The sequence below is a fragment of the Sinomonas cellulolyticus genome, assembly GCF_014656475.1.
In the GTDB taxonomy this organism is placed as follows: Bacteria; Actinomycetota; Actinomycetes; order Actinomycetales; family Micrococcaceae; genus Sinomonas; species Sinomonas cellulolyticus.
Window position 1 is genome coordinate 210,880 of sequence record NZ_BNCM01000004.1, and the last position, 24,802, is coordinate 235,681.

Here is a 24,802-nt window from a genome sequence, read left to right on the forward strand (position 1 = left end):
CTTCCTGTCCTACGGTGTTGGGGCGACGGTGATGGTCACCGTGCCGTCGGGGGCGGCGGAGTCGGTCCAGCCCTTGTTTCCGTCGCGCAGCCAGGTGTGGCCGGAGAAGTCGACCTTCGTGATCGCGAGCTGCTTGGCGTTCGCGACGGCCCACTGTGCAATGGACCATCCGGTGGCGCCGCTGGCAGGGACCGCGAGCGTCTTCCCTGCGGCGGTGGCCTGCATCGCCCCGTACGCGCGCGTCAGCTCGGACCTGACCTCCTCGGGGTCCCCGGCGGCGTCAGGAGGGCGCAGCGTGCAGGTCAACGCGGCCTGCGACTGCCCCGTCAGCGCTGAGGCGAAGGCCCGGCCCATGTCCTCGTGCTGCGCGTAGGCCTGCGGGTAGCCCGAGCGCTGGACCTCTTGGGCCGCATCCGTGATCGGCAGCGATTCATAGCCCGGGATCTTGACGAGCCCGTCGTAGAACGCGTTCGTCGCAAAGACGGGGTCCATGATCTGCGCCTGAGTGCCCCATCCCTGGGAAGGCCGCTGCTGGAAGAGGCCGAGGGAGTCGGCGTGGCCGTAGCTGATGTTGCGGAGCTTGGATTCCTGCATGGCGGTGGCCAGCGCGATCGTCGCCGCCCGCGGCGGCAGGCCGCGGCGCACGGCAATCGCCGTGATGAGTGAGGCGTTCGCGGCCTGGTCGGTGGCGAGCTGCTGCGTCGCGCTGCCGAGCGGTGCGGTGCAGCCCTCCACGATCGGCTTGTCGCTGCGGTTGAGCACAAGCGCGGCGATGTAGACGCCCACGGAGGCGAGGGCGAGCGCCACGAGGACGGTGAGGGCGCGCCGCGCTCTGCGGGCGAGGGCCATCCGGGAGCTCCTTGGCTTGGCTGGGCTTGCGGGCGGGGTCTTCGGACCAGAGGTGACGTGACGCCCTACGGCGGGCGCGCGTCTGGGCGCGCGCCCGCCGTCGGGCATCGGGTGCTTCAGCGCACGGCGTCAGTTGGCGTGCAGTGCCTCGTTGAGCTCGACCGTCTGGCCGGCGCGGGGGAGTGCCTCGACCTGGCCGTTGGTGGAATTGCGGCGGAAGAGGAGGTTGGGCTGGCCCGAGAGATCGGCCGCCTTGACGACCTTCTCCGCGTTCTCCCCGAAGGCGTCCTTGAACCCGCTGATCCGCACCCGCGTCCCGGCCGTGACGTAGAGCCCGGCCTCGACCACGGAGTCGTCGCCGATCGAGATGCCCACGCCGGAGTTCGCACCGAGGAGAACGCGCTCGCCGAGCGAGATGCGCTCCTTGCCGCCCCCCGAGAGGGTGCCCATGATCGATGCTCCGCCGCCGACGTCGCTGCCGTCCCCGACGACGACGCCAGCAGAGATGCGGCCCTCGACCATCGAGGTCCCGAGGGTGCCGGCATTGAAGTTCACGAAGCCCTCGTGCATCACGGTGGTGCCCTCGGCAAGGTGGGCGCCCAAGCGCACGCGGTCGGCGTCCGCGATGCGCACGCCCGTGGGTACCACGTAGTCCACCATTCGGGGGAACTTGTCGACGCCGTACACCGTCACGGCCCCACGCCGGCGCAGCCTCGCGCGGGTGGACTCGAAGCCCGCGGGGTGGCACGGGCCGAAGTTGGTCCAGACCACGTTGGGGAGCTTGCCGAACAGGCCGTCGAGGTTGATGGTGTTGGGCTGCACGAGCCGGTGCGAGAGCAGGTGGAGCCGCAGGTACGCGTCCGCGGTGTCCGCCGGCGCCTGGTCGAGGTCGATCTGGACGAACACGACCTTGGTCTGCGTGCCGCGATCGGCGTCGTCGCCGTGCTCGGCGGCGGCCTGGAGCTCTGCGGGAGCGGAGTCGACGACGGCGTCGTCGGAGAGGTGCTCGGCAGCCTCGCCGAGGGCGGGCTCGGGGAACCAGACGTCGAGGACCGTGGCCTCGCCGGCGGAGCCGTCGGACCCGGTCGCGACGTGGATCGTGGCGAGCCCGAAGCCGTGGGCAGCGCGGGATGCGGCAGGGGTTTCAGTCATGCCGCCAGTCTATCGGCGGCCGCGGCTGCCCCGGTCCGCGCCCAACTATGCTGGGCGGGTGACTCCCGCCACCAGCCCCGCCGCCCCCCTCGACATCACCCAGGACGTCGCGCTGCTCACCGCGGCGCTCATCGACGTCGAGAGCGTGTCAGGGGGCGAGGCGGCGCTGGCGGACCTGCTCGAGGGCGCGCTGTGCGCCCAGACGTCCCTCGAGGTGACACGCGACGGCGATGCCATTGTCGCTCGCTCGGCGCTGGGCCGACCGGAGCGCGTCATCCTCGCGGGCCATCTCGACACGGTGCCCCTGCCGACGGCGGACGGGGCGCGTGGCACCGTGCCGTCGTCCTGGGACGGCGAGCCGGGCGACGGCATCCTCTGGGGCCGCGGCGCAACCGACATGAAGGGCGGTGTTGCGGTGCAGCTTGCGCTCGCGGCCCGGCTCTTCCCCGCGGATGACGCCGGTGCCGAGAGTGCCGCTGCCAGCGCCCCTGCCGCTACGGGGACTCCTGGACGGGACGTCACCTTCGTCTTCTATGACCACGAGGAGGTGGAGGCCTCCAAGAGCGGGCTTGGGCGCCTGGCCGCGCACCACCCGGAACTGCTGGCCGGTGACTTCGCCATTCTGCTCGAGCCAACCAACGGCGCGGTTGAGGGCGGCTGCAATGGGACGCTTCGGGTCGAGGCCACGACGGTGGGGGAGGCCGCGCACTCCGCGCGGGCCTGGATGGGACGGAACGCCATCCACGCGGCCGCGCCGATCCTCGAGCGGCTTGCGGCGTACGAGCCGGCCACGGTGACCGTGGAGGGGCTCGACTACCGGGAGAGCCTCAACGCCGTGGGGATCGCGGGCGGCACCGCGGGCAATGTCATCCCGGACCGCTGCACGGTGACCATCAACTACCGCTTCGCCCCGGACAAGACCCTCGACGAGGCAGAGCAGCACGTCCGGTCGCTGCTCGACGGGTTTGACGTGGTCCGTACGGATGGCGCATCGGGGGCCCGTCCCGGCCTCACCCACCCGGCGGCGGCCGCTTTCGTCGCCGTCGTGGGCCGCGATGCGCAGCCGAAGTACGGGTGGACCGACGTCGCGCGGTTCTCGGATCTCGGCGTGCCGGCGGTGAACTACGGCCCCGGCGACGCGCTCCTCGCCCACAAGGACGATGAGCGCGTAGCCGGGGCCGATATCCGTGCCTGCCTGGCCTCGCTCGAGGCGTGGCTCCGGGCCCAGCCGTGAAGCGCCGGACTGGCCTTTGCGGCCGTTCCCGGCAGTGCCGGGAACGGCCATACTGCTAGACCTTGGTGGCGGCCTCAGCTGCCGCCGCCATCGCTCCGCCGGTCTTCCTCCCGGACACGCGCTGGCTCTTGCGGAGCCTGCTCTCGGCGTACTTCGCGATGCCGGACAGGATGAGGCACATGCCCACATACAGCACGCCGGCGACCATCGCGGCGGGCACGATCGGCGAGCCATACTGCGCCTGGGAGCCGAAGTACTTCGCCTGGAACAGGATCTCGTTGTACGTGACGATGAAGCCCAGTGCGGTGTCCTTCAGCGTCACGACGAGCTGGGAGATGATCACCGGCAGCATCGAACGGACTGCCTGCGGCAGCAGGATGGTCTGCATGACCTGCGACTTGCGCAGTCCGATCGCGAACCCTGCCTCCCGCTGGCCCTTCGGCAGCGCTTCGATGCCTGCGCGGAAGACCTCGGCGAGGACCGAGCCGTTGTAGAGGATGAGCGCCACGACAACGGCCACGAAGGGCGGCCACGAGACCTGGAAGAGCGGCGGGAGCCCGTAGTAGATCATCATCATGAGGATCAGCACGGGGATCGCGCGGAAGAGCTCGGTGAACCAATGGAACGGGCGCGAGACCCACGGCCGGTCGGAGAGGCGGCCCACGGCCAGGACGAGCCCGAGGACGAGGCTGCCGACGGCAGCCACTGCGAAGGCAGAGAGTGTCGCCCCGACGGCCTGCAGGATCGTCTGCTGGACGCGGGGGAAGGTGAAGATCTGCCACTTCGCGGCGCTGAACTGGCCGGACTCGGCGAAGCGCCACACGATGAACGCGAGGATCGCGACGATCACGAGGGTGCCGACGATCCCGAGCAGGAGGTGCCGGGAGCGGGCCTTGCGGCCGGGGGCATCGTAGAGGACGGAACTCATCGGGCCACCTTCCACTTCTGCTCGAAGTAGCGCTGGATCTGGGCGAGGATCAGGACGAGGATCACGAAGAACAGCGCCACCCAGAGGAGGCCTTCCATAGCCGGGTAGCCGCGCTCCGAGAGATTGGCGCGGATGGCACCTGCCTCAGCCACGGAGAAACCCGCGGCCACGGTCGTGTTCTTCAGCAGCGCGATCAGCACGCTGAACAGCGGCGGGAGCACGGACCGGAAGGCCTGGGGGAGCACCACGAGCGTGAGGGTCTGCGTGAAGGGCAGTCCGATCGCACGGGCGGCCTCGGCCTGGCCCACCGGCACCGTGTTGATGCCCGAGCGCAGGACCTCGGCCACATAAGTGGCCGTATAGAGCGTGAGTCCGATGATCGCCGCCGTCATGAAGTCGATCTCCGGGAGGCCGAGCTTCGGGTAGCCGAGGGCGAAGAAGAACAGGACGAGCGTCAGCGGGGTGTTGCGGACGACGTTGACGTACAGCGTGCCGAAGGCGCGCAGGGCTGGGACGGGGGAGACCCGCATGGCACCGACGATCGTGCCCAGGATGAGGGAGAGGATCCCGGAGACGACGAACAGGATGATGGTGTTCTTGAAGCCGGTGGTGAAGAGGTCGAGATTGTCGAGGAGCGTGTTCACGGCAGCCTTCGCTTTCTAGCGGAAACAGCGGTGGGCGGGACGCCTCGCGCCCCGCCCACCAGTGCCTGTCAGTAGTTGTCGACGGCGGGCTGCTGGACCTTCGTGCCCGACTTGCCGAGCGTCGAGTCGTAGATCTTCTGCCACGTGTCCTTGCCGTTGGTCAGCGTGTCGTTGAAGAACTTGCGCAGGGCGGTGTCCCCCTTGGGAAGACCGATGCCGTACTTCTCAGTGGTGAACGGCTGGCCGACGACCTTGAGCGTGTCGGGCTCCTGCGCTGCGTAGCCGAGGAGGATGGCCTGGTCAGTCGTGACGGCGTCCACCTGGCCGTTCTTCAGCGCCTCGACGCACTGCGAGTACGTGTCGAATTCCCGGGTCTGGGTCTGGGGGAAGTTCGCCTTGATGTTCTGGATCGGCGTGGAGCCGGTCGCCGAGCACACCGTCTTGCCGGCGAGGTCCTTCTCGCTGTTGATCGTCGTGTTGCTCTTCTTCACGAGCAGTCCCTGGCCGGTGATGAAGTACGGCCCGGCGAAGTCGACCTGCTGCTTGCGCTTGTCAGTGATCGAGTACGTGCCGATGTAGAAGTTGACGTCCCCATTCTGGATCGCGGACTCGCGGTTCGCGGAGGGGATCGGCTTGAAGTCGATCTTGTCCGGCGCGTAGCCGAGCGAGGCCGCCATCCACTTGGCGATCTCGATGTCGAAGCCGCTGTACTGGCCCGTGGCGGCGTCCATGAAGCCGAGGCCGGGCTGATCCTGCTTGACCCCGATGGTGACCCTTCCCGCCGACTTGATCTTGTCGAAGGTCGGGCTGCCAGTGAGCGAGACGTTGCTCGCGACGGGGTACGGTGCGGAGGACTCGCCCCCGCCGCCCGAGCCGCCGGAGCCGCCACAGGCGGACAGGGCCAGTGCGAGGGCCGCCGTCGCGGCAGCCAGCACGGCCTTCTTGGTGCGGAAGAGTGCCATGTGAGGGCTTTCCTTTCTTCAGGGCCGATCGGCCCGGGTGCGCGGAAGTAGAGGATGTGGGGTCAGTGCGTGAGCAGCTTGGACAGGAAGTCCTTGGCGCGGCTCGACTGCGGGTTGGTGAAGAACTCCTCGGGCTTCGCCTGCTCGACGATCTGCCCGTCGGCCATGAACACCACCCGGTCCGCGGCCTTGCGGGCGAACCCCATCTCGTGGGTCACGACGATCATGGTCATGCCTTCCTTGGCCAGCTGCACCATGACGTCGAGGACCTCGTTGATCATCTCGGGGTCGAGGGCGGAGGTGGGCTCGTCGAACAGCATGACCTTCGGCTTCATCGCCAACGCGCGCGCGATGGCTACGCGCTGCTGCTGGCCGCCGGAGAGCTGGGCGGGAAGCTTGGGCGCCTGGTGGGCCACACCCACCCGCTCGAGGAGTGCCATCGCCTCCCTCTCCGCCGTGCCCTTGTCCACGCCCTTGACCTTGATCGGCCCGAGGGTGACGTTCTCGAGGATCGTCTTGTGGGCGAAGAGGTTGAACGACTGGAAGACCATCCCGACGTCGGCCCGGAGCTTGGCGAGCTCCTTCCCCTCCTCGGGCAGCTTCTTGCCGTCGATGGTGATCTCGCCGCTCTCGATCGTCTCGAGACGGTTGATGGCACGGCACAGGGTGGACTTGCCCGACCCTGACGGGCCGATGATCACCACGACCTCGCCCTTGTTGACGTCCAGGTTGATGTCCTGGAGCACGTGGAGCTGGCCGTAATGCTTGTTCACGCCCTTGACAGAGACGAGCGGGCTCGCCGATGTGTCGGTAGTCATAGGGAAAATGTATCGGAGAACGCGCGCGTCGGCTGGGCTTCCGGCCGCGGGGCGCGCGAATCGTGATTGAAGCGAGACTAGCCTTGGGTGCATGAGCACCGAATCCACCCCGGGCGACGGCGAGCAGTCCACCCCACGCACTCCCGCGGCAGGGGGGAGCGTCCCGTGGCGCCGCAAGGGTCCCATCGAGCTGCGCCGGCGCCAGACGAAGCAGGGCACGGCAGACCAGCACCTCCTCGACACGAAGGGCCCGGGCCGGTTTGTCCACACCGACCCATGGCGGGTCATGCGCATCCAGAGCGAGTTCGTCGAGGGATTCGGTGCGCTCGCGGAGCTCGGTCCCGCGGTCAGCGTCTTCGGATCGGCGCGCACCCGTCCGGGCACCCTCTACTACGAGTCTGCCGTCGCGATCGGCCGGCTCCTCGCGGAGGCCGGCGTCGCCGTCATCACCGGTGGTGGGCCCGGGTCGATGGAAGCGGCCAATCGCGGTGCCGTCGAGGGCGCAGGGACTTCCGTGGGACTCGGCATCGAGCTGCCCTTCGAGACCGGCCTCAACTCGTGGGTCGACCTCGGCGTCAACTTCCGCTACTTCTTTGCCCGCAAGACCATGTTCGTCAAGTACGCCCACGGCTTCATCGTGCTTCCCGGCGGCCTGGGCACCCTTGACGAGCTCTTCGAAGCCATGGTGCTGGTCCAGACCGGCAAGGTCACCCAGTTCCCGATCGTGCTGCTCGGCACGGAGTTCTGGAATCCGCTCGTCGACTGGATCCGCGCCACCCTTGTCGGCGAGGGGATGATCTCCGCCTCGGACCTGGACCTCATCAGCGTCGTCGACAGTCCGGAGGACGCCGTGGACAGGGTCCTGGCGGGCCTCGGAACTGAGCGCCGGGGCGGCATGTTCGGCAACGCGGACGTTGACGAGGACGACGACTTCGGCATGGTGGACGGCGACGGGGAGCCCGAGGCCGGCACTGCGGAGGGCGCGTGAGCTTCTTCCTCGTCTTCCTCGCAATCCTCCTGGCGGGAGGGCTCGCATGGTTCGCGGTCGGAGCCGCCCGGGGAGCGTCCCGAGGGGCAGGCAGTGCCGCGGGCCTGCGTGGCGAGGGCCTCGACGAGCCTCCGACCGGCCTGCCGCCTGTGCTCCTCCCGGAGCACCCGAATCCCGAGGACATCGACGCGCTCCGGTTCGCGCTCGCGTTCCGCGGCTACCGCATGGACGAGGTCGACGAGGTTCTGGCGCGGCTGCGTGACCGGATCAGCGTCCAGGCCGCCCTCATCGAGGCCCTGACGGCCCAGCTGAAGGCTGCTGCGTCGAAAGCGGACACACTGTCCTCCGGCGGGACCGAGACCGGCCCCGGTCCCGCTGCGGCGCGCCCGGGCCGCCCGCTGCAGGCTGACGCGGCACATGCTGACGCGCGGCACACCGACGCTCGGCCTGATGACTGAACCGCGGGCCGGTCTCACGACTGACCCGCGGCCCACCCGCGTGCACGCCGCGCTGGCCGGCTCCGTCCTCACGATGGTGTCCCGATTCTCGGGCTTAGCCTGGTGGGTCCAGGTTGTGCTCGTCTACGCGGCGAGCCGGGTCGTGAGCTTCGCCATCCTTGCAGCTGCCGCGCTCCAGCAGGGCAGCAATCCTTGGCTCGGCGCACAGCCCGACTACTGGCATTTCGTCCAGATCTGGGACTCCGAGTGGTACGGCCGCATCGTCGAGGGCGGCTATCCATCGGTCCTTCCGCGCTCGGCCACCGGCGAGCTGCAGCAGAACGCCTGGGCCTTCTACCCGGTGTACCCGCTGCTCGTCAGGGCACTCGGCGCCCTTCCGGGGCTGCCGTGGCAGGCGTGGGCCCAAATCGTCGCGCTCGTCGCCGGGTTCGCCGCCGCCGTCGTGCTCTACCGGCTCTTCCGGCACCGCGCAGACCACGGTGATGCGCTGTGGGGCGTGGCCTTCGTGGCGTTGTTCCCGGTCTCCGCGATCCTGCAGATCCCTTATGCAGAGTCCCTCGGGCTGCTGTTCCTCGCGTGGGCCCTGCTGTGGATCGTGGAGCGCCGCTACCTTGCCGCGATGCCCGCGGTCGCGCTCGCTGCCCTGACACGTCCGGTCGGAGTGCCGCTCGCGCTCATGCTGGGCGGACTCTTCGTGGTGCGCCTCATGCAGACAGTCCGTCAGCGCCCCAGCGAACGCGCGACGGCGGCCGAGCTGGCCCGGCTCGCAGCCCTCACCGCCGTCGGAGTCGCCTCCGCGGCCGCGTGGCCGCTCATCGCCTGGGCGGTCACCGGCGTTCCGGACGCCTACACAGCCACCGAGACCGTCTGGCGCGGAGGCCCTCTCGTACCGTTCCTTCCGTGGTTCGATACGGGCCAGTACCTGTTCGGTCCGGTGCTGGGGGCCATCGCGCCCATGGTTCTGGTCGCACTTGCGGCGCTGTACTTCACGAGTGGGCACGTGCGGCGGATCGGGCTCGAGATGCTGCTCTGGTGCGTGGCCTACGTGGCGTACCTCCTCGCCGTCCTGCATCCTCAGACGAGCACATTCCGCATGATGCTGCCGCTGTTCCCGCTTGCGCTCGCCAGCGCGACACTCTCCCGTTCCCGGGCGTACCGCTGGGCGACGGTCGTGCTCTTCGTGCTGCTGCAGATCGTCTGGGTCGTGTGGCTGTGGGTCTGGGCGCAGCTGCCGGGGGGCGGCGACTGGCCGCCGTGACGGTCCCTCCGGGGGCCACCGTGGGCCGTCCCGGTACCGGCACGCCCGTTCCGTTCGGTGGCCGTGGCCAGGTATCCCGGCTGGTAATGTTGTGGACAGCACATCGTGCGGACGACCGACTTGGAGGGGTAGAGCAGATGGCAGCCATGAAACCGCGTACGGGTGACGGGCCGATGGAGGTCACCAAGGAAGGCCGCAGCCTCATCATGCGCGTTCCTCTCGAGGGCGGTGGCCGCCTCGTCGTCGAGCTCAACGCAGAGGAAGCTGCCGAGCTCAAGGAGTGCCTCGTCGGCGTCACCGACTAGGCTGCACGCCGGCGGCGCCGAGCACAGTCAAGGGCCGATCCCCGCACGGGGACCGGCCCTTCCGCATCCCGGTGCCGCCTGCGCCGTCTCCGCAGCCGTTCGTCATCCATCAACACCGCGTCGCCCTCAATGCCGTGAGGCGACAAGAAGGCCGTCACCGGTGGGCAGGAGGGCGACGGCCAAGCGTTCGTCCGTGCGCAGGGCACGGTGGAGCTCGCGCAGCCGCACGGTATGCGGTTCCCGGTGCGCCGGATTGGACACACGGTCCCGGTCGAGCGCGTCGTTGACCACGAGCAGTCCGCCGGGGCGGAGCAGGCGGATGCCCTGCTCCGCATAGAGGAGAGCGCTCGCCTTGTCGGCATCGACGAAGACCAGATCGTAGGCCGCGTCCGCCAGGCGCGGGAGGACCTCAGCGGCACGGCCAGGGATCGCCCGGACCCGGCTCGTCGGCACGCCGGCTTCGTCGAAGGCCTCGCGGGCCGCCTTGAGGTGCTCGACGTCGCGGTCAATGGTGGTGAACACGGCGTCGGAGGGCAGACCGCGCAGGATGCACACCCCCGAGACGCCGGCTCCGGCCCCGATCTCGACCGCTGCGTGCGGCTTCGAGGAGGCCGCAAGCACCGTGAGCATTGCTCCGACGCCGGGGCTCACCGGCGTGATGCCCAGGTCGAACGAGCGCTCGCGCGCCCGCTCGAGCACCTCGTCCTCGGACGCGAACGCCTCGGCGTAGGACCAGCTGGTGGACTTGTCGGAGGCCATGGGTCGCTTTCATCGTGCGAGCGGAAGGGGAGCTGATCAAGCGTATCGTTCGCGCGAGAGTGCGCAGCCGTGCCGGGGCTGTACGCTCCGGGCGGAACCCCGAGCGAACTCCCAGCCAGAACTGGCACACTGGTTATCCGAGCGGGCGCCCCGACCCGTGCCGAATCCGGCACGGAAAGTGGGGTGGCCGCAGCGAAGAAGAAGCAAAGGCAGGTGCGTGGACGTGTCAGCTGGATCGGCTGCAGCCACCCAAGACGCCCAGACCGCCGATGGCGAGCCCTGGGTTCCACCGACGTGGGAAGAGGTGGTCACCCAGCACTCCGCCAAGGTCTACCGTCTCGCCTATCGACTGACGGGCAACCAGCACGACGCCGAGGACCTCACGCAGGAGGTCTTCGTCCGGGTGTTCCGCTCGCTCGAGAACTTCAAGCCCGGCACGCTCGACGGCTGGCTCCACCGCATCACCACGAACCTCTTCCTCGACCAGGCGCGCCGCAAGGGCCGCATCCGCTTCGATGCCCTCGCCGAGGACGCCGAGTCCAGGCTGCCCGGACGCGACCCTGGACCCGAACGCAGCTTCGAGATGAACCACCTCGACCTCGACGTCCAGGCCGCACTCGAGGAGCTCCCGCCGGACTTCCGCGCCGCTGTGGTCCTCTGCGACCTCGAAGGGCTCTCCTATGACGAGGTGGCGGACGCGCTCGGCGTGAAGCTCGGCACCGTCCGCAGCCGCATCCACCGTGGCCGCACCCTCCTGCGGGAGAAGCTCGCGCATCGCGACCCCCGCCGCGGGGCGAAGAAGCGTCTGGCGCTCCCGCGCGTGGCCCGTGGGACCCGCTGAGAGGAGCACGGGATGAACCTGCCCAAATGGACGGGCCTCCTCTCCGACGAGCATCCTGCCTCCGCAGACCACGTGCAGGCCTGCCCTGAATGCCGCGGCAGGCTCGAGACCGAACGGCGCTATCTCGCGTCGCTTCGCCACGCCGAGGTTCCCCGCGCAAGCCATTCCCTCCACGAGCGGCTCCTCGAGCACACCCAGTACCTGGCCGCTCAGGAGGAGCACGCCGAGCGAAGCCGCCGCTCTGGGAGCGGCCTCGCGCGCGCCGGCCTCTCCGCGCTCGCCGGCGCGGCGGCCTGTCTGGCGGCGCTCGCCGTGACAGCCTACGCAGTCGCGGGGGAGCCCCAGGGCCAGCAGCCCGCCAGCGGTGACGGCTCGGCCGCCCTCATCCGCACGGACAACAACGGTTCCGCGCAGAGCGGGCATCCTGCCGTCTCGGCGCACAGCGTCTCCCATGCCGAGGATCCCCTCGATCGCCTCGGGCGCGGTCTCCGCATGGTCTTCGGCGCCTCTGGTCGGCCCTGATGCGTCCCCTTCCGGCTGAGTCGTCCGCGCTCGCGGGCAGAAGGTAGTGTTGCACGCGTGTTCGGAATCAACGGCCCGGAATTCCTGATCCTGCTGGTCATCGGCATCCTCGTGATCGGTCCTCAGCGCCTGCCCGAATACACCCAGAAGCTGACGAACATCGTCAAGGAACTGCGGCGCATGGCTGCAGGCGCGAAAGAACAGCTCAAGGAGGAGACGGGGGTCGACCTCAACGAGGTGGACTGGCGGAAGTACGACCCGCGCCAGTACGACCCCCGCAGGATCATCCGCGACGCACTCCTTGACGATGACACGGCCCCGGCCGGTGGGAGTGCTTCCGGGGCCGGTGCCTCGCCGGCGCTGGCGGCTGGCGCCGTCGCCGCGGCGGCCTCTGGCGCCGCCGCCCCCGTGCGCACTGTGGAGCGGCTCCAGGCAGGCGAGCGGGCTCCGTTCGACACCGAGGCGACCTAGGACCGCAGGCTCGCCGTCCGACTAGCCCAGCGGCGTCACGCCCAGCTTCAGGCCTGCCAGTCCCCGCGGCCGCGCGGCGAGCCGATCGGCAACGGCCCGCAGGGCTACGGCAGCCGGAGAGCCGGGGTGCCCGAGCACGATCGGCACCCCCGCATCGCCGCCCTCGCGCAGGGCGACGTCAAGCGGCACCTGCCCGAGCAGCTCGACGCGGGCGCCGAGGCCTTCAGTGAGCCGCTCGGCCACCCGCTGGCCGCCGCCCGAGCCGAAGACCTCCATGACCGTCCCGTCGGGGAGCGTCAGGCCGGACATGTTCTCGATGACGCCGGCCACCGTCTGTCCAGTCTGGGCAGAGACAGAGCCGGCGCGCTCCGCGACCTCCGCTGCCGCGGCCTGCGGCGTCGTCACGACGAGGAGCTCGGCGCGCGGCAGCAGCTGCGACACCGAGATGGCCACATCCCCCGTGCCCGGGGGCAGGTCGAGGAAGAGGACGTCGAGATCGCCGAAGTACACGTCGCTGAGGAACTGCTCGAGGGCGCGGTGCAGCATCGGGCCGCGCCATGCGACGGGCTGGTTGCCCTGGACGAACATGCCGATCGAGATGACCTTCACTCCGTGCGCCACCGGCGGAAGGATCATGTCGTCCACCTGCGTGGGCGTGCCCGTGGCCCCGAGCAGCCCGGGGACGGAGAAGCCGTGCACGTCCGCGTCGACGATGCCGATGCGCAGCCCGCGGGCCGCCAGCTCGCACGCGAGGTTCACGGTGACCGACGACTTTCCCACCCCACCCTTGCCGCTGGCCACCGCGTAGACCTTGGTCAGCGAGTCCGGCCGGCTGAACGGGATGCCACGCTCAGGGCGGAGCCGCTCACGCAGCGCCTGGCGCTGCTCGGGAGTCATCACATCGAGCACGACGGCGGTCTCCTCCACCCCGGGCACACTGCCGAGCGCCTCACGCACGTCCGACTCGATGGTGCTGCGGAGGGGACACCCCGCGATGGTCAGCAGGACGCGTACGGTGACCGTACCGCCGTCGACCGTCAGTGAATCCAGCATCCCCAGCTCGTCGATCGGGCGTCGGAGTTCGGGGTCGATGACCCCGTGGAGGGCGGCCCGGACTGCGTCCTCTGATACCGGCGTCCGGCTCATTCCGTTCCTCCTGCTTCCCGCACGCGCGGGATCTGCTGGGTCTTCGCCGCGCGCTGTTTGCGGTCCTTGCGCGGCTTCGGCTCGGGACGGCTTTCGGGGACAGGCTCCTCCTGCTCCGTCGCGAGGTCCTCGAGGAGCGAGCGCAGCTCGGCCCGCACGAAGTCGCGGGTGGCGACCTCGCGCAGGGCCAGGCGCAGGGAGGCGAGCTCGCGGGTGAGGTATTCGGTGTCCGCGAGGCTGCGCTCGTTGCGGGATCGGTCCTGCTCGATCTGTACCCGGTCCCTGTCGTCCTGACGGTTCTGGGCGAGGAGGATGAGGGGTGCGGCGTACGAGGCCTGCAGGGAGAGCAGCAGCGTCAGCAGCGTGTAGTTCAGGGACTTCGGGTCGAACTGCCACTCCTCGGGCCCGAACGTGTTCCATCCCAGCCACACGACGCAGAACAGCGTCATGTAGAGCAGGAAGCGGGGGGTTCCCATGTACCGGGCGAAGCCCTCGGCGAACCGCCCGAAGGCGTCGGGGTCTGGGCTGAGGCGGGGGAAGAGCCGGCTCCGCTGCTCGAGGGGCGTATCCAGACCGGGCAGCAGCTTGCGGGGCTCAGCCAAAGCGTCCTCCGAACTTCTTTACGGGCTCGCCGTCCTCGTGCACGCGCCAGTCGTCGGGCAGAAGGTGGTCGAGAAGGTCATCAACGGTCACCGCCCCCACGAGGCGGCCGTCCGCGTTGACCACGGGCAGGGAATTGAGGTTGTACTGCGCCATCGCGTGGGCCACTTCGCTGATCGTCGCGAGGTCCTGGACAGGCTCGAGGTTCTTGTCCACGATCGACCCGAGCTGCTCCGGCGGCGCGCTCCGCAGGAGCTGCTGGATGTGCACCGTGCCGAGGTAGCGCCCCGTGGGGGTCTCGAGCGGGGGCCGGCAGATGAAGATCGCGGAGGCGAGCGCCGGGCTGAGCTCCTCGCGGCGGACGTGCGCGAGCGCCTCGGCCACGGTCGCCTCCGGGGGCAAGACGACGGGGACCGGGGTCATGACCGAGCCGGCGGTTCCTTCGTCGTACTGCAGGAGGCGGCGCACATCCTCGGCCTCATCGGGTTCCATGAGCTGGAGCAGCTCCTCCGCCTTCTCGGCCGGCAGGTCGGCGAGGAGGTCCGCGGCGTCGTCCGGGTCCATCTCCTCGAGCACGTCCGCCGCGCGCTCCAGATCGAGCGCTGAGAGGATCTCGACCTGGTCGTCCTCGGGAAGTTCCTGGAGGACGTCTGCAAGCCGCTCGTCCTGGAGCTCGGCGACGACCTCGAAGCGGCGCTGGTCGCTCATCTCCTGCATCGCGTCGGCGAAGTCGGCCGGCTTGAGGTCCTCGTGCGTCGCCAGGAACTGGGCGGCACCGCGCGTCTGGCTTGCGGCCTGGCGCGTGTCGTCCCAGTCCACGAGGAGCGTCTCGCCCCGGCGCAGGCGCAGCCCCCGGCCCGCCAGGAGGCGGCGGACGAACAGCTTGCTGACGATCCAGTCGCCGTTGCGCTGCTGGTCCATCGCGAGGTCCTCGATGGAGGCCTCGGACCCGTCCTCGACCAGCGTCACGTGGCGGTCGAAGATGTCACCCAGCACGAGCTGTTCCGCCCCGCGCTGCTCGAAGCGGCGCAGGTTGATCAGGCCGGTCGTGATGATCTGGGACTGGTCCATGCTCGTCACGCGGGTCATGGGCACGAAGACGCGGCGCTTCCCGGGCACCTCGACCACGATGCCGACAGCCTGGGGAGGGCGGGTGCCGCGGGGGATCACGACGACGTCCCGGAGCCGCCCGACCCGGTCGCCGGCAGGGTCGAACACGTCCAGGCCGAGGAGCCTGGCGATGAAGACGCGGGTGGGGGCTGAACTCACTGCACTAGGCTACTCCAGCGCAAACTCGGTGCTCACCCTGAGCGGAATCACACTCCCGTGTCAGCGATACGGGTAAGAATAGGGTCATGTCCAACATGTTCGGTTCCGCCAAGCCCGCCGACGCTGCCCGCGCGCTCCCGGAGGGCGAAACCGTCGGCTCCTACACGTCCTATCTCGATGCGCAGAAGGCCGTGGACTATCTCGCCGACCAGCAGTTCCCCGTGGAGCTGGTCGCGATCGTCGGCAACGACCTCAAGCTCGTAGAACGGGTCACCGGCCGCCTGAGCTATCCGCGGGTGGCCCTCAACGGGGCCTTGAGCGGCATGTGGTTCGGCCTCTTCGTGGGCGTCCTGCTCTCCTTCTTCACTCCTAACGGGAGCTACTTCTCGATCATCACCTCAGTCCTGATGGGCGCTGCCTTCTTCATGCTGTTCGGCATCGTGACGTATGCGATGCAGCGCGGGAAGCGGGACTTCACGTCCACGAGCCAGGTGATCGCGAGCAACTATGACGTGGTGGTAGGCCACGAGGTGGCGCATGAGGCCCGCCGGCTGCTGTCGCAGCTGCCGATGGGCCAGGGCTCAGTCCAGGGCTGGGGCACCTATCAGGGGTACAACCAGCCCGGAGGCTACGGGCAGCAGGGCCAGGACTGGGGCCACCACCAGCAGGGCGGCTACGGCCAGGGCCCGCAGGGTGGTTATGGCCAGGGCCAGCAGGGCGGCTACGGCCAAGGCCAGCACAGCGGCTACGGCCAGCCGTGGCAGCCGCCGCAGGACTCCGAGCCGAAGCGGCCCAGCGGCTGGACCGACCCCTACGGTGTGACGTCCGGCCAGGAGCCACAGGGCCACCGGCCTGCGCCTGACGCACCGCAGCCTCAGGCTCAGCCCGCCCACGAGCCCCGCCCCGGGTACCAGGACCTTCCCGATGGCCGCCCCCAGTACGGCGTCCGCGTGGAGCCCGAGGAGCACCGGGCGCCGGAGCCGCGCGAGTCCCAGGAGGCGGACCGCCCCGACGACGAGCAGGACCGCGAGCGGAGGCACGACGACGGGGCGAACCCCAGCGCCTAGCCTCACCCCCAGCGCGTAGCCTCACGCGAGGCTTGCCGGACGTCACCGCGCAGACAAGAGCCGCCGCACGAATGACAGGCGCCGCACCAGGACCCCTCCTGATGCGGCGCCTGTCGTTCGTGTCCCGTCCGGGGTACCGGGCAGCCGGCGGGTGGGCTAGCGGATCGACGCCATCCACGCCTCGACGTCCTCGGGCGTGCGCGGGAGGGCGGCGCTGAGGTTCACGGGGCCGTCGCCGGTCATCAGGATGTCGTCCTCGATCCGCACCCCGATCCCGCGGTACTCGGCCGGGATCGCGAGGTCCTCCGCCTTGAAGTAGAGGCCGGGCTCGATCGTGAAGACCATGCCCGGGGTGAGCTCGCCGTCAAGGTACAGCTCGCGGCGCGCCTGCGCGCAATCGTGCACGTCGAGTCCGAGGTGGTGGCTCGTGCCGTGCGGCATCCAGCGACGGTGCTGCTGGCCGCCGTCTGAGAGGGCCTCTGCCGCGGGGACCGGCAGGATGCCCCACTCCTCGAGCCGCGCGGCGAGCACCTCCATGGCCGCCGCATGCACCTCGCGGAAGCGGACTCCGGGCTTCGCGGCAGCGAACGCGGCGTCCGCCGCATCCAGCACCGCCTGGTACACGCGGCGCTGGACCTCCGAGAAGGCGCCGTTGACCGGAAGAGTGCGGGTCACGTCCGCGGTGTACAGGGATTCGGCCTCCACGCCGGCGTCGACGAGGATCAGGTCCCCGTCCCGCACGGCTCCGTTGTTGCGGATCCAGTGGAGCACGGTCGCGTTGTTGCCGGCCGCGGCGATGGTCTCGTAGCCGAGGTCATTGCCCTCCTCGCGGGCCTTGGCGAAGAACGCGCCCTCCACGACGCGCTCGCCGCGTCGATGGGCCACAGCACGGGGAAGGGCCCTGACGATCTCCTCGAAGCCGGCGGCGGTGGCCGCAACGGCCTCCCGCATCTGGCCGACTTCCCACTCGTCCTTGGTCAGGCGCAGCTCCGAGAGGGCCTCTGCGAGCTGGTCGTCCCGCGCGTCGAACTTGCTCAGGTCAAGCGAGTCGGGGTCCTGCGCCGTGTTGTACCGGGCGGTGTCCACGAGCGCGTCGAGGTTCTCGTCGACCTTGCGCACGAGGCGGACCGAGATGCCGCCGATCTCCGGGGCGCCGACGCCCTTGGTGACCGCGGCCTCGAGCCCATCGAGGTGCGCGGTGGGGATCCCGAGCCGGGCCTCGAGCTCGGCGAGGGTCGGACGTGCGCCGATCCAGAACTCGCCGGAGCGTGCATCCGCATAGAACTGCTCGGTGTCACGGCCGGCCAGCGGCCGGAAGTAGAGCGTGGCACTGTGGTGGCCACCGCCGTCGGTCGCGCCGCTGTCCACGGGCTCGAGGATGAGCACCGCATCAGGCTCGTGGTCGAGGCCGAGACCCGTCAGGTGCGCGAAGGCCGAGTGCGGCCGGAAGCGGTAGTCGGTGTCATTGGAGCGCACCTTGAGGGGGCCCGCGGGGATGATGAGGCGCTCCCCGGGGAAGCGGTCGGAGATCGCACGACGGCGACGGGCGGCGTAGCCGGCAACCTCGTCCCGCGCGGGAAGCGAGTCATCGGCCGGGGCCCACTGGGAGGCCATGAACGTCCTGAACGCGTCCGAGGTGGGGCGCTGCGACCGGTTGTTGACCCGGTCCTCGAGGGGCTGCTGTGCTTCTGCGGTCTGGCCGGGCCCTCCGGCGAGGGGTTCTGAAACATTCACTGTCCCATTCTTCCACCGGGGCCTGTCATGTCCAGCGCGATATCGTGGGGGGCGTGAGGATCGATCTGCACACGCACTCGACTGTCTCGGACGGCACTGAGTCCCCGTCCGAACTCGTCGCTGCCGCCGCTGAAGCTGAGCTCGACGTCCTCGCCATCACCGACCACGACTCGACCGGCGGGTGGGCCGAGGCGACCGAGGCTTCCCGGCGTCTCGGGGTGACGCTGGTCCCCGGGATGGAGGTCTCCTGCCGCACCGCGGAGGGCATCAGCGTGCATGTGCTCAGCTACCTGCACGACCCGACGCACCCGGAACTCCTCGAGGAGATCACCAAGTCGAAGGATGCCAGGCTCTCCCGTGCCGAGCACATGGTCTCCCTCCTCGCCGAGGACTACCCCCTCTCCTGGGACGACGTCACCCGCCACGTGGCCCCGGGGGCAACCGTGGGGCGGCCGCACATTGCCGACGCGCTGGTGGCAGCCGGCCTGGTGGGGGACCGCACCGAGGCCTTCGCCACCATGCTCTCGTCGCGCTCGCGGTACTTCGTGCAGCACTACGCACCCGAGCCGGCGCGCGCCGTCGCGCTCATCAGGGCCGCCGGAGGGGTACCCGTGTTCGCGCACCCGGTCGCGTCCGCGCGCGGCCGCACCGTCGCCGAGCCCGTGTACCAGGAGATGATCGACGCCGGGCTGGCCGGGCTCGAGGTGTTCCACCGGGACAACCCCGAGGAGCGGCGGCCGTTCCTCATGGGCCTTGCGGCAGAGCACGGCCTGTTCGTCACCGGGTCCTCCGACTACCACGGCACGGGCAAGCCGAACCGGCTGGGTGAGAACATGACGGCCGAGGACGTCCTCGGCGAGATCGAGCGGCAGGGCCGCGGCGCCGCCGTCGTGCGCTCCTGAATTCGTCCAGACGCTTGACTTCCGGTATGGCCGGGGGAAGGCTGGCAGTCGCTAGGGGCCGGAGCAGAGCCTGAGCTCTGCCCGGGAAGCACAGTTGGTCTCATCCGCACCAGTTGAGACGGAGTTTCGATGTTCCGAAAGACGATCGCTGCGCTCGGCGTGGCCGCAGCCTTGACCCTCATCCCCACCGCCGCCCACGCGCTTGACTGCACGAACCTGAGCAGGCCGGCCTACACGGGCACCCAGTGGGTCTACGTTCCCGAGATCAGCAGCAATGTCCACCTCGAGGGCAACTGGGCCTACATCCAGGCGTGGCAGGCGTGGACCTTCATCCCGCCGGGAACCGTCCCCCTGACTCCGGGCAGGAACGGCAACTACCAGAACGGGCAGGGGTATGCGCTGCTGGCCAACGCGATCTGCTCTTCCAAGGGCCAGGTCCTCGAAAACCGCCAGACGACGAAGGGGATCCAGCTCATGCACGGGTGCGAGGAGGAAGTCCCGCAGTAGGGGTCGCCGTCAGCCGCTGACCACCCGCGCCGACGGGAGCCGTGCGGCCATCACCTCGACGGCCTGCGGGTTCTCGTCGATGCACACGAAGCGCCGGCCGAGGCGCTGCGCCACCGCGCCCAGCGTCCCGGACCCGGCGAAGAAGTCCAGCACCCAGTCGCCCGGGCGGCTCGAGGCGGCGACCATGCGCCGCACGAGCCCCTCGGGCTTCTGGGTCGGGTAGCCCGTCTTCTCCCGCCCGGTGGGGGAGACGATGGTGTGCCACCACACGTCCGTGGGCAGCTTGCCCAGCTCCCGCTTCTGAGGAGTGACGAGGCCCGGAGCCATGTACGGCTCGCGATCCACCTCGTCGGTGTCGAAGTGGTAGGCGGAGGGGTCCTTGACGTAGACGAGCACGTTGTCATGCTTCGTGGGCCAGCGGCGCCGGGTCCGGGCGCCGTAGTCGTAGGCCCAGATGATCTCGTTCAGGAAGCTGTCCCGGCCGAAGATCGCATCGAGCATCACCTTCGCGTAGTGCACCTCGCGGTAGTCGAGGTGCAGGTACAGGGTGCCGTCCGGGGCGAGCAGCCGCCACGCTTCGATGAGCCTGGGCTCGAGGAATCCCCAGTAGTCGCCAAAAGCGTCGTCGTAGCGCTGCAGGGCGCCCTTGATCGTCTCGTAGCGCTGGCCGGAGAAGCCGATCCGGTCCCCGTCGGCGCTTCGCACCATGGTCATCTCCTGGCGCTTCTGGGCGCGCCCGGTGTTGAACGGCGGATCGATGTAGACCATCGTGAACGCGCCGTCGGGAAGCCCCGGGAGCACCTCGGCGTTGTCGCCGTGCACCACGAGGTCCGGGCCGTCGGGCGACCACAGCCCGGACCTGCCCACCGCTCCTACTCGGATTCGGTGCGGGAGACGACCTCGCCGTTGCGGCGCCGCGTGCGGGACCGACGACGGCGGGCTGCCGCGACTCCGCGGTCGAGCGTCGCGCCGTCTTCGCCCTCCACGAGGTGCACGGCAAGCGCGGTGGAGGCCGCCTTCGCCGCCTGCTCCTTGGCCGGCGCGTGCGTCGCCTCGGCTCCGGCCTCCTCCGTCACGGTCCGACGGCGGCGACGGCGGCCCTCGCCCTTCGTCTCACTGCGAGACTGACGGTCGGCGCGGCCGTGCCCGTGGCCGGACTTGCCGGCGCCCTCCGCCGGGGCGCTGCCCTCTGCGGCGGCCGCACCGTTGGGTGCAGCACCCGTCTCGAGGTTCGCGGCGCCGTCGTGCGTCTCAGCTTCGCCGGCGCGGCCGCCGTGGCCCTTGCCGCGGCGGCGGGAACGGCCCTCATCGCGGCTCTCGTCCCGGTGCCCCTCCTCGCGGCGGTGGCCCTTCTCGCCACGGCGGGGCTTTCCGCCCTGGCGCGGCTTCCGGCCGGGCTCCCCGAGATCCTCGAGCACCTCGCCCTCGAGTCCCTCAAGCACCCGCTTGTCGCGCGGAAGGCGGCCCTTGGTGCCGGCCGGGATGTCGAGGTCGGTGTACAGGTGCGGCGACGAGGAGTAGGTTTCGACCGGCTCGGGGACGTTCAGGCCCAGCGCCTTGTTGATGAGGGTCCAGCGGGGCACGTCCTCCCAGTCCACGAACGTGACGGCCGTGCCCTTGTGCCCCGCGCGTCCCGTGCGGCCCACGCGGTGCAGGTACGCCTTCTCGTCCTCGGGGCACTGGAAGTTGATGACGTGGGTGACGTCCTCGACGTCGATGCCGCGGGCGGCCACGTCGGTCGCCACGAGCACGTCGACCTTGCCGTGGCGGAACGCGCGGAGGGCCTGCTCGCGGGCACCCTGCCCGAGGTCCCCGTGCAGTGCGGCCGCCGCGAACCCGCGGTCGATCAGCTCCTCCGCAAGGCGCGCCGCCGTCCGCTTCGTCTTCGTGAAGATGATGGTCCGGCCGCGTCCCTCGGCCTGGAGGATGCGGGCCACGACCTCGTCCTTGTCGAGGTGGTGCGCGCGGTAGATGACCTGGCGGATGTCCTTCTTGGTCACCGAGTCGTCATTGGGGTCGCTCGCCCGGATGTGGGTGGGCTGCGTCATGTAGCGGCGGGCCATGGCGACGACCGGTCCGGGCATCGTGGCAGAGAATAGGAGGGTCTGGCGCACGGCGGGGACGGCGGCCATGAGGGTCTCGACGTCCGGCAGGAAGCCGAGGTCCAGCATCTCGTCCGCCTCGTCCAGGACGATGGTGCGCACGTTCTTGAGGTTGAGGTGGCGCTGGCGGTGAAGGTCGATGAGGCGCCCGGGGGTTCCGACCACGACCTCGACTCCCCGCTGGAGGGACTCGATCTGGGGCTCGTAGGCGCGGCCGCCGTAGATGACCTCGACCCGGAGAGTCGTACGCTTGCTCGCCGTGGTGAGGTCCCTGCCCACCTGGATGGCGAGCTCGCGCGTCGGGACGATGACGAGGGCCTGCGGGGCGCCCGGAACCGGGAGCTTCGCATAGTCCGGGTGCTCTGCGGGGATCGAGCGCTGGAGCACCGGGATGCCGAAGCCGAGGGTCTTTCCCGTTCCGGTCTTGGCCTGTCCGATGATGTCGTGGCCGCCGAGCGCGACGCCCAAGGTCATGGACTGAATGGGGAAGGGGTTGAGGATGCCGGCGTCCGCGAGGGACTGGGCGATCTCGGGGGCCACGCCGTAGTCGGAGAACGTCTTGAGGCTCTCCTGCCGCACGGGGGCGTCGTTGGTGATGGTCTCCTGGGTCTCGAGCGTCTCCGTCCCGGAGTCGTCGGTGAGGAGTTCGTGGGTGTGGACTTCGTTCACAGGGGGGAAGGTCCCTCTCCATAGGGGCCCGAGCGGACCTCGCTCGACAGCAGCCAATGACAGGGGTCACAGCGACTGGAGCAGGAGCGCGCGCCGGCCAACCAGCGGAAGCCGATCGCGGGCTATCAAGGTGCCGGCGCCTGCCGACGGGTGAAAGGGGATCGCATCAGGACGATCGGGCATCCAATAACCGTCCAATCATAGCGCGTACCGAGGGTGGGCTCAGAATTCTGCGCATCTTCTGTGTATGGCCAGTGTCGGCGGGTAACAAGACCCCCGTCGGCGGGTGTGATGCGGATAACAGCCGAGGCGTCCGTCGGGAAACGTCCAACACCAATCGCATGGGAGCAAGAGTTATGAAGACACGATTGCTGGCGCCGCTTGTTACGGCTGCGATGGCCGGAGGGCTGCTCGTCTCTGTCGCGGGACCCGCGACGGCCGCCGGACCTCAAGCCCAGGCCGTCCCGGCTGCGTCGACCACTCGCGCCACCACGTCTCCGGTCAGCCTTGTGAATCAGACTGTCACCAACACGGCGGGCACAACCGTCGGAAGCTTGACCGGAACCTTCACCCCGACCCAGTTCATCAATCAGAACGGCCAGCTGGCTGTCCAGGGCATTCTGAACGGCACGCTGACGACCGCCACCGGCTCGCAGCCCCTGACAAATGTCCCGGTCACCACCACGCTGACCAACGCCACCACTAACACCGCCTGCAAGGTCTTGAGCCTCACCCTTGGCCCGCTGCACCTTGACCTGCTGGGCCTCGTTGTCGACCTGAACCAGGTCAACCTCAACATCACCGCCCAGCCGGGCCCCGGCAACCTGCTCGGCAACCTTCTCTGCAGCGTGGCCGGCCTGCTGGACAAGGGCGTCGGACTCCAGGGCGTCGTCAACATCCTGAACAACCTGCTGGGTTCGCTCGGCGGCCTCGGCCTCTAGCCCCTCAGGAGGACAACCCGAGCGCGGGCGGTGCCATGGCGGCATCGCCCGCCTTCTCGTGTCGCCTCAGAATCGTGCCCGGGCGGGATCAGGCGAGTTCGAACAGGACCTTCCGGGTCCGCACGTCCGCCGTCACCAGGCGCACCCTGACCCGCGCGCCGGACTCCATCTCGCCCTCGCAGCGCGCCGTGACGGGGGGCTCCGAGAGCTGGACGGTGCCGAAGGGGTTGGCCGCCGGTGCGGCTGTGCCGTTTGCCGCCTGGCCGTTCTGGGAGCTGGCGATCCGGTCGAGGGGCTGGGCCAGACGCGCGGTCTGGGAGCCTTGTCCGGCCCCCGCGGCGCTTCCCGCCGCGGGCTTCGACCCCGAGATGACCACCGCGTCGAACTCCTGGCCCACGCTGTGCACTAGGAGGGCCGCCTCGACGAGGTCGAGCGAGGCGCGCTCGACCTTCCCCGCCAGCTGGTCGGAGGCGGCCATGAGGCCGGGAAGGTCCGGCAGCGCGGCGCGGACCCACTCCGGCACCTCGGTGCCCGTCGCGATGGCCTCGCACAGCACGAGGACGAACCTGTCGACGAGCCGGCGCAGAGGGGCTGTCGTGTGCGCGTAGGGCGCCGCGATGGCCGCCTGAGCTGGATCTGCCGGCAGGTCGCCGTCGAACGGCGTGTAGGACGCCCCGCGGAACAGGGCCGCGGCAGCATGCAGGATGGCGAGCTGGCGAGGCCGGGTCGGGTCGAGCGAGCGCAGGTACTCGCCGTACGGCACAGAGCCGTCCCAGGGGTTTCCCAGCGCCTGGGTCTGCCGGCGGAAATGCCGCAGCGACTTCTCATCGGGAGCCGGCATGGTGCGGAGGATCCCGACCCGCCCCTGCAGCATGAGCGAGGCCGCCGCCATCCCCGTCATGAGCGAGATCTGGGCGTTCCAGTCCTCCACCGGGCGCTGCGCGGCAATCTCGATCCGGTAGCCGCCGTCGTCCGTCGGCACGATCTCCTGCTCGGGAAGGTTCAGGCTCGCCCCGCCGCGCCGGCGCTCGAGCTCGATCCGCTTGAGCCCCACCTCCTTGAGCAGCATGAGCGGCTCGAGGGCGCTCCCGGCGTCGATCTGCTCCTGGACCTGCGCGTAGTCCAGCTTCGCCCGGCTCCGTACCCTCGCGCGGGTGAGCCGGACGGCCGACACCTCGCCATCGCCGTCGAGGCTGAAGTCCCACACGAACGCGCCCCGGGTCTCGTCGGGCAGGAGGCTCCCGGCGTCGTCCGTGATGTCGCTGGGATGCAGCGGGACCTTCGCGTCCGCGGCGTAGATTGTCTGGCCACGCCGCCGCGTCTCGGCGTCGAGCGCGCCCTCGGGCCGCACGAACGCCGGCACATCCGCGATCGCATAGCGCACCCGGTACCAGGCGCCCTGACGGGCGATGTGGAGGGCCTGGTCGAGGTCGGTGGAGGTCGGCGGGTCGATTGTCACGAATTCGACGTCGGTCGCATCCACCTCCGGCAGCGTCAGGGAGGCGATGGCGGCCTCGGCGTCTGCGAGCGCCGCCGGGGGGTAGCCGGAGGAGAGCTCGAACTCCTCGCGCAGCGCAGCGAAGGCCTCGGCGAGGGCCGCGCCGCCAGCCTCGGCGAGCGGGCCAGCACCGGGTCCGGCGGGCTTCGGGGTGAAGAGTCGATGCGCCATGGGCGCC

General features: G+C 69.9%; 26 protein-coding genes. 12 read left to right on the top strand and 14 right to left on the bottom strand.

The annotated features are described in order from the left end of the window. Window positions 1-9: 9 nt before the first annotated feature. A complete protein-coding gene (locus tag IE231_RS06870) occupies window positions 10-849 on the bottom strand; it encodes a hypothetical protein (protein WP_189693193.1) in 840 nt (279 codons plus the stop codon). A gap of 129 nt (window positions 850-978) precedes the next feature. Then, a complete protein-coding gene (gene dapD, locus IE231_RS06875) occupies window positions 979-2,001 on the bottom strand; it encodes a 2,3,4,5-tetrahydropyridine-2,6-dicarboxylate N-succinyltransferase (RefSeq protein ID WP_189693194.1) in 1,023 nt (340 codons plus the stop codon). 58 nt (window positions 2,002-2,059) lie between these two features. Between dapD and dapE the strand changes: the two genes are divergently transcribed. Continuing rightward, window positions 2,060-3,235: a succinyl-diaminopimelate desuccinylase gene (dapE, locus tag IE231_RS06880; protein ID WP_229866547.1), complete on the top strand. Its 1,176-nt coding sequence runs from the start codon at window positions 2,060-2,062 to the stop codon at window positions 3,233-3,235. Window positions 3,236-3,290: 55 nt separating this feature from the next. Here the strand turns inward: dapE and IE231_RS06885 are convergent, their stop codons facing one another. The 4 genes from IE231_RS06885 to IE231_RS06900 form a co-directional block, all read right to left on the bottom strand. Then, on the bottom strand, window positions 3,291-4,163 hold the full coding sequence (locus IE231_RS06885) for an amino acid ABC transporter permease (RefSeq protein ID WP_189693196.1): 873 nt from the start codon (window positions 4,161-4,163) through the stop codon (window positions 3,291-3,293). After that, window positions 4,160-4,807, bottom strand: coding sequence for an amino acid ABC transporter permease (locus IE231_RS06890; RefSeq protein ID WP_189693197.1), 648 nt, complete (start codon window positions 4,805-4,807; stop codon window positions 4,160-4,162). The genes IE231_RS06885 and IE231_RS06890 overlap by 4 nt, the downstream gene beginning before the upstream one ends. A gap of 68 nt (window positions 4,808-4,875) precedes the next feature. Beyond that, window positions 4,876-5,769, bottom strand: a complete 894-nt coding sequence (locus IE231_RS06895; protein ID WP_189693198.1) for a glutamate ABC transporter substrate-binding protein — start codon at window positions 5,767-5,769, stop codon at window positions 4,876-4,878. A gap of 62 nt (window positions 5,770-5,831) precedes the next feature. Then, complete coding sequence (locus IE231_RS06900; RefSeq protein WP_189693199.1) at window positions 5,832-6,587, bottom strand: amino acid ABC transporter ATP-binding protein; 756 nt, start codon at window positions 6,585-6,587, stop codon at window positions 5,832-5,834. A gap of 91 nt (window positions 6,588-6,678) precedes the next feature. Here IE231_RS06900 and IE231_RS06905 point away from each other — a divergent pair, with 91 nt between their 5' ends. The 4 genes from IE231_RS06905 (at window position 6,679) to IE231_RS06920 (ending at window position 9,596) form a co-directional block, all read left to right on the top strand. Then, entirely contained in the window at window positions 6,679-7,575 is an 897-nt protein-coding gene (locus IE231_RS06905; RefSeq protein ID WP_189693200.1) for an LOG family protein, read from the top strand. Further along, window positions 7,572-8,033 (top strand): DivIVA domain-containing protein, encoded by a 462-nt coding sequence (locus IE231_RS06910; RefSeq protein WP_189693201.1) that lies wholly within the window; start codon window positions 7,572-7,574, stop codon window positions 8,031-8,033. The genes IE231_RS06905 and IE231_RS06910 overlap by 4 nt, the downstream gene beginning before the upstream one ends. After that, window positions 8,026-9,291 (top strand): putative hexosyltransferase, encoded by a 1,266-nt coding sequence (locus IE231_RS06915; RefSeq protein ID WP_229866548.1) that lies wholly within the window; start codon window positions 8,026-8,028, stop codon window positions 9,289-9,291. The genes IE231_RS06910 and IE231_RS06915 overlap by 8 nt, the downstream gene beginning before the upstream one ends. A gap of 137 nt (window positions 9,292-9,428) precedes the next feature. After that, window positions 9,429-9,596, top strand: coding sequence for a DUF3117 domain-containing protein (locus IE231_RS06920; RefSeq protein WP_189693202.1), 168 nt, complete (start codon window positions 9,429-9,431; stop codon window positions 9,594-9,596). Between the two features lie 126 nt (window positions 9,597-9,722). Here IE231_RS06920 and IE231_RS06925 read toward each other — a convergent pair whose 3' ends face one another. Further along, entirely contained in the window at window positions 9,723-10,355 is a 633-nt protein-coding gene (locus IE231_RS06925; protein ID WP_189693203.1) for an O-methyltransferase, read from the bottom strand. Between the two features lie 223 nt (window positions 10,356-10,578). On the opposite strand from IE231_RS06925, the gene sigE reads away from it, so the two are divergent. From sigE to IE231_RS06940, 3 genes are read left to right on the top strand one after another with little or no spacing between them, the layout of a single operon-like run. Further along, on the top strand, window positions 10,579-11,196 hold the full coding sequence (gene sigE / locus IE231_RS06930) for an RNA polymerase sigma factor SigE (protein ID WP_189693204.1): 618 nt from the start codon (window positions 10,579-10,581) through the stop codon (window positions 11,194-11,196). Between the two features lie 12 nt (window positions 11,197-11,208). Then, entirely contained in the window at window positions 11,209-11,718 is a 510-nt protein-coding gene (locus IE231_RS06935) for a hypothetical protein (RefSeq protein WP_189693205.1), read from the top strand. A 57-nt stretch (window positions 11,719-11,775) separates the two neighbouring features. Then, window positions 11,776-12,189, top strand: a complete 414-nt coding sequence (locus IE231_RS06940; RefSeq protein WP_189693206.1) for a twin-arginine translocase TatA/TatE family subunit — start codon at window positions 11,776-11,778, stop codon at window positions 12,187-12,189. Between the two features lie 21 nt (window positions 12,190-12,210). On the opposite strand, the gene IE231_RS06945 is transcribed toward IE231_RS06940, so the two are convergent. From IE231_RS06945 to IE231_RS06955, 3 genes are read right to left on the bottom strand one after another with little or no spacing between them, the layout of a single operon-like run. Then, complete coding sequence (locus tag IE231_RS06945; protein WP_189693207.1) at window positions 12,211-13,335, bottom strand: Mrp/NBP35 family ATP-binding protein; 1,125 nt, start codon at window positions 13,333-13,335, stop codon at window positions 12,211-12,213. Beyond that, window positions 13,332-13,937 (bottom strand): DUF1003 domain-containing protein, encoded by a 606-nt coding sequence (locus IE231_RS06950; RefSeq protein ID WP_189693208.1) that lies wholly within the window; start codon window positions 13,935-13,937, stop codon window positions 13,332-13,334. Before IE231_RS06950 ends, IE231_RS06945 begins: the two co-directional genes overlap by 4 nt. Continuing rightward, window positions 13,930-15,204, bottom strand: a complete 1,275-nt coding sequence (locus IE231_RS06955; RefSeq protein ID WP_189693209.1) for a magnesium transporter MgtE N-terminal domain-containing protein — start codon at window positions 15,202-15,204, stop codon at window positions 13,930-13,932. Before IE231_RS06955 ends, IE231_RS06950 begins: the two co-directional genes overlap by 8 nt. Before the next feature lie 86 nt (window positions 15,205-15,290). On the opposite strand from IE231_RS06955, the gene IE231_RS06960 reads away from it, so the two are divergent. Then, window positions 15,291-16,271, top strand: a complete 981-nt coding sequence (locus IE231_RS06960) for a YflT domain-containing protein (protein ID WP_229866549.1) — start codon at window positions 15,291-15,293, stop codon at window positions 16,269-16,271. Window positions 16,272-16,427: 156 nt separating this feature from the next. Here IE231_RS06960 and IE231_RS06965 read toward each other — a convergent pair whose 3' ends face one another. After that, window positions 16,428-18,005, bottom strand: coding sequence for an aminopeptidase P family protein (locus IE231_RS06965; protein ID WP_229866550.1), 1,578 nt, complete (start codon window positions 18,003-18,005; stop codon window positions 16,428-16,430). Window positions 18,006-18,058: 53 nt separating this feature from the next. Between IE231_RS06965 and IE231_RS06970 the strand changes: the two genes are divergently transcribed. Both IE231_RS06970 and IE231_RS06975 read left to right on the top strand, forming a co-directional pair. Beyond that, window positions 18,059-18,907 (top strand): PHP domain-containing protein, encoded by an 849-nt coding sequence (locus tag IE231_RS06970; RefSeq protein WP_189693210.1) that lies wholly within the window; start codon window positions 18,059-18,061, stop codon window positions 18,905-18,907. 129 nt (window positions 18,908-19,036) lie between these two features. Beyond that, a complete protein-coding gene (locus IE231_RS06975; protein WP_189693211.1) occupies window positions 19,037-19,414 on the top strand; it encodes a hypothetical protein in 378 nt (125 codons plus the stop codon). A gap of 9 nt (window positions 19,415-19,423) precedes the next feature. Here the strand turns inward: IE231_RS06975 and IE231_RS06980 are convergent, their stop codons facing one another. Together IE231_RS06980 and IE231_RS06985 are read right to left on the bottom strand one after the other, a co-directional pair. After that, window positions 19,424-20,281, bottom strand: coding sequence for a DNA-methyltransferase (locus tag IE231_RS06980; RefSeq protein ID WP_189693212.1), 858 nt, complete (start codon window positions 20,279-20,281; stop codon window positions 19,424-19,426). 5 nt (window positions 20,282-20,286) lie between these two features. Beyond that, window positions 20,287-22,185, bottom strand: coding sequence for a DEAD/DEAH box helicase (locus tag IE231_RS06985; protein WP_189693213.1), 1,899 nt, complete (start codon window positions 22,183-22,185; stop codon window positions 20,287-20,289). Window positions 22,186-22,739: 554 nt separating this feature from the next. Between IE231_RS06985 and IE231_RS06990 the strand changes: the two genes are divergently transcribed. Beyond that, entirely contained in the window at window positions 22,740-23,126 is a 387-nt protein-coding gene (locus IE231_RS06990; RefSeq protein WP_229866551.1) for an ABC transporter substrate-binding protein, read from the top strand. A gap of 88 nt (window positions 23,127-23,214) precedes the next feature. Here IE231_RS06990 and IE231_RS06995 read toward each other — a convergent pair whose 3' ends face one another. Next, window positions 23,215-24,795: an RNB domain-containing ribonuclease gene (locus tag IE231_RS06995; protein ID WP_189693215.1), complete on the bottom strand. Its 1,581-nt coding sequence runs from the start codon at window positions 24,793-24,795 to the stop codon at window positions 23,215-23,217. Between the last annotated feature and the right edge of the window lie 7 nt (window positions 24,796-24,802).

What these genes read in the sequence shown, in the direction of transcription:
- IE231_RS06870 (WP_189693193.1), bottom strand. Translation starts at nt 849, where the DNA reads ATGGCCCTCGCCCGCAGAGCGCGGCGCGCCCTCACCGTCCTCGTGGCG.
- dapD (WP_189693194.1), bottom strand. Translation starts at nt 2,001, where the DNA reads ATGACTGAAACCCCTGCCGCATCCCGCGCTGCCCACGGCTTCGGGCTC.
- IE231_RS06885 (WP_189693196.1), bottom strand. Translation starts at nt 4,163, where the DNA reads ATGAGTTCCGTCCTCTACGATGCCCCCGGCCGCAAGGCCCGCTCCCGG.
- IE231_RS06895 (WP_189693198.1), bottom strand. Translation starts at nt 5,769, where the DNA reads ATGGCACTCTTCCGCACCAAGAAGGCCGTGCTGGCTGCCGCGACGGCG.
- IE231_RS06900 (WP_189693199.1), bottom strand. Translation starts at nt 6,587, where the DNA reads ATGACTACCGACACATCGGCGAGCCCGCTCGTCTCTGTCAAGGGCGTG.
- IE231_RS06905 (WP_189693200.1), top strand. Translation starts at nt 6,679, where the DNA reads ATGAGCACCGAATCCACCCCGGGCGACGGCGAGCAGTCCACCCCACGC.
- IE231_RS06915 (WP_229866548.1), top strand. Translation starts at nt 8,026, where the DNA reads ATGACTGAACCGCGGGCCGGTCTCACGACTGACCCGCGGCCCACCCGC.
- IE231_RS06920 (WP_189693202.1), top strand. Translation starts at nt 9,429, where the DNA reads ATGGCAGCCATGAAACCGCGTACGGGTGACGGGCCGATGGAGGTCACC.
- IE231_RS06925 (WP_189693203.1), bottom strand. Translation starts at nt 10,355, where the DNA reads ATGGCCTCCGACAAGTCCACCAGCTGGTCCTACGCCGAGGCGTTCGCG.
- IE231_RS06935 (WP_189693205.1), top strand. Translation starts at nt 11,209, where the DNA reads ATGAACCTGCCCAAATGGACGGGCCTCCTCTCCGACGAGCATCCTGCC.
- IE231_RS06945 (WP_189693207.1), bottom strand. Translation starts at nt 13,335, where the DNA reads ATGAGCCGGACGCCGGTATCAGAGGACGCAGTCCGGGCCGCCCTCCAC.
- IE231_RS06960 (WP_229866549.1), top strand. Translation starts at nt 15,291, where the DNA reads ATGTCCAACATGTTCGGTTCCGCCAAGCCCGCCGACGCTGCCCGCGCG.
- IE231_RS06975 (WP_189693211.1), top strand. Translation starts at nt 19,037, where the DNA reads ATGTTCCGAAAGACGATCGCTGCGCTCGGCGTGGCCGCAGCCTTGACC.
- IE231_RS06995 (WP_189693215.1), bottom strand. Translation starts at nt 24,795, where the DNA reads ATGGCGCATCGACTCTTCACCCCGAAGCCCGCCGGACCCGGTGCTGGC.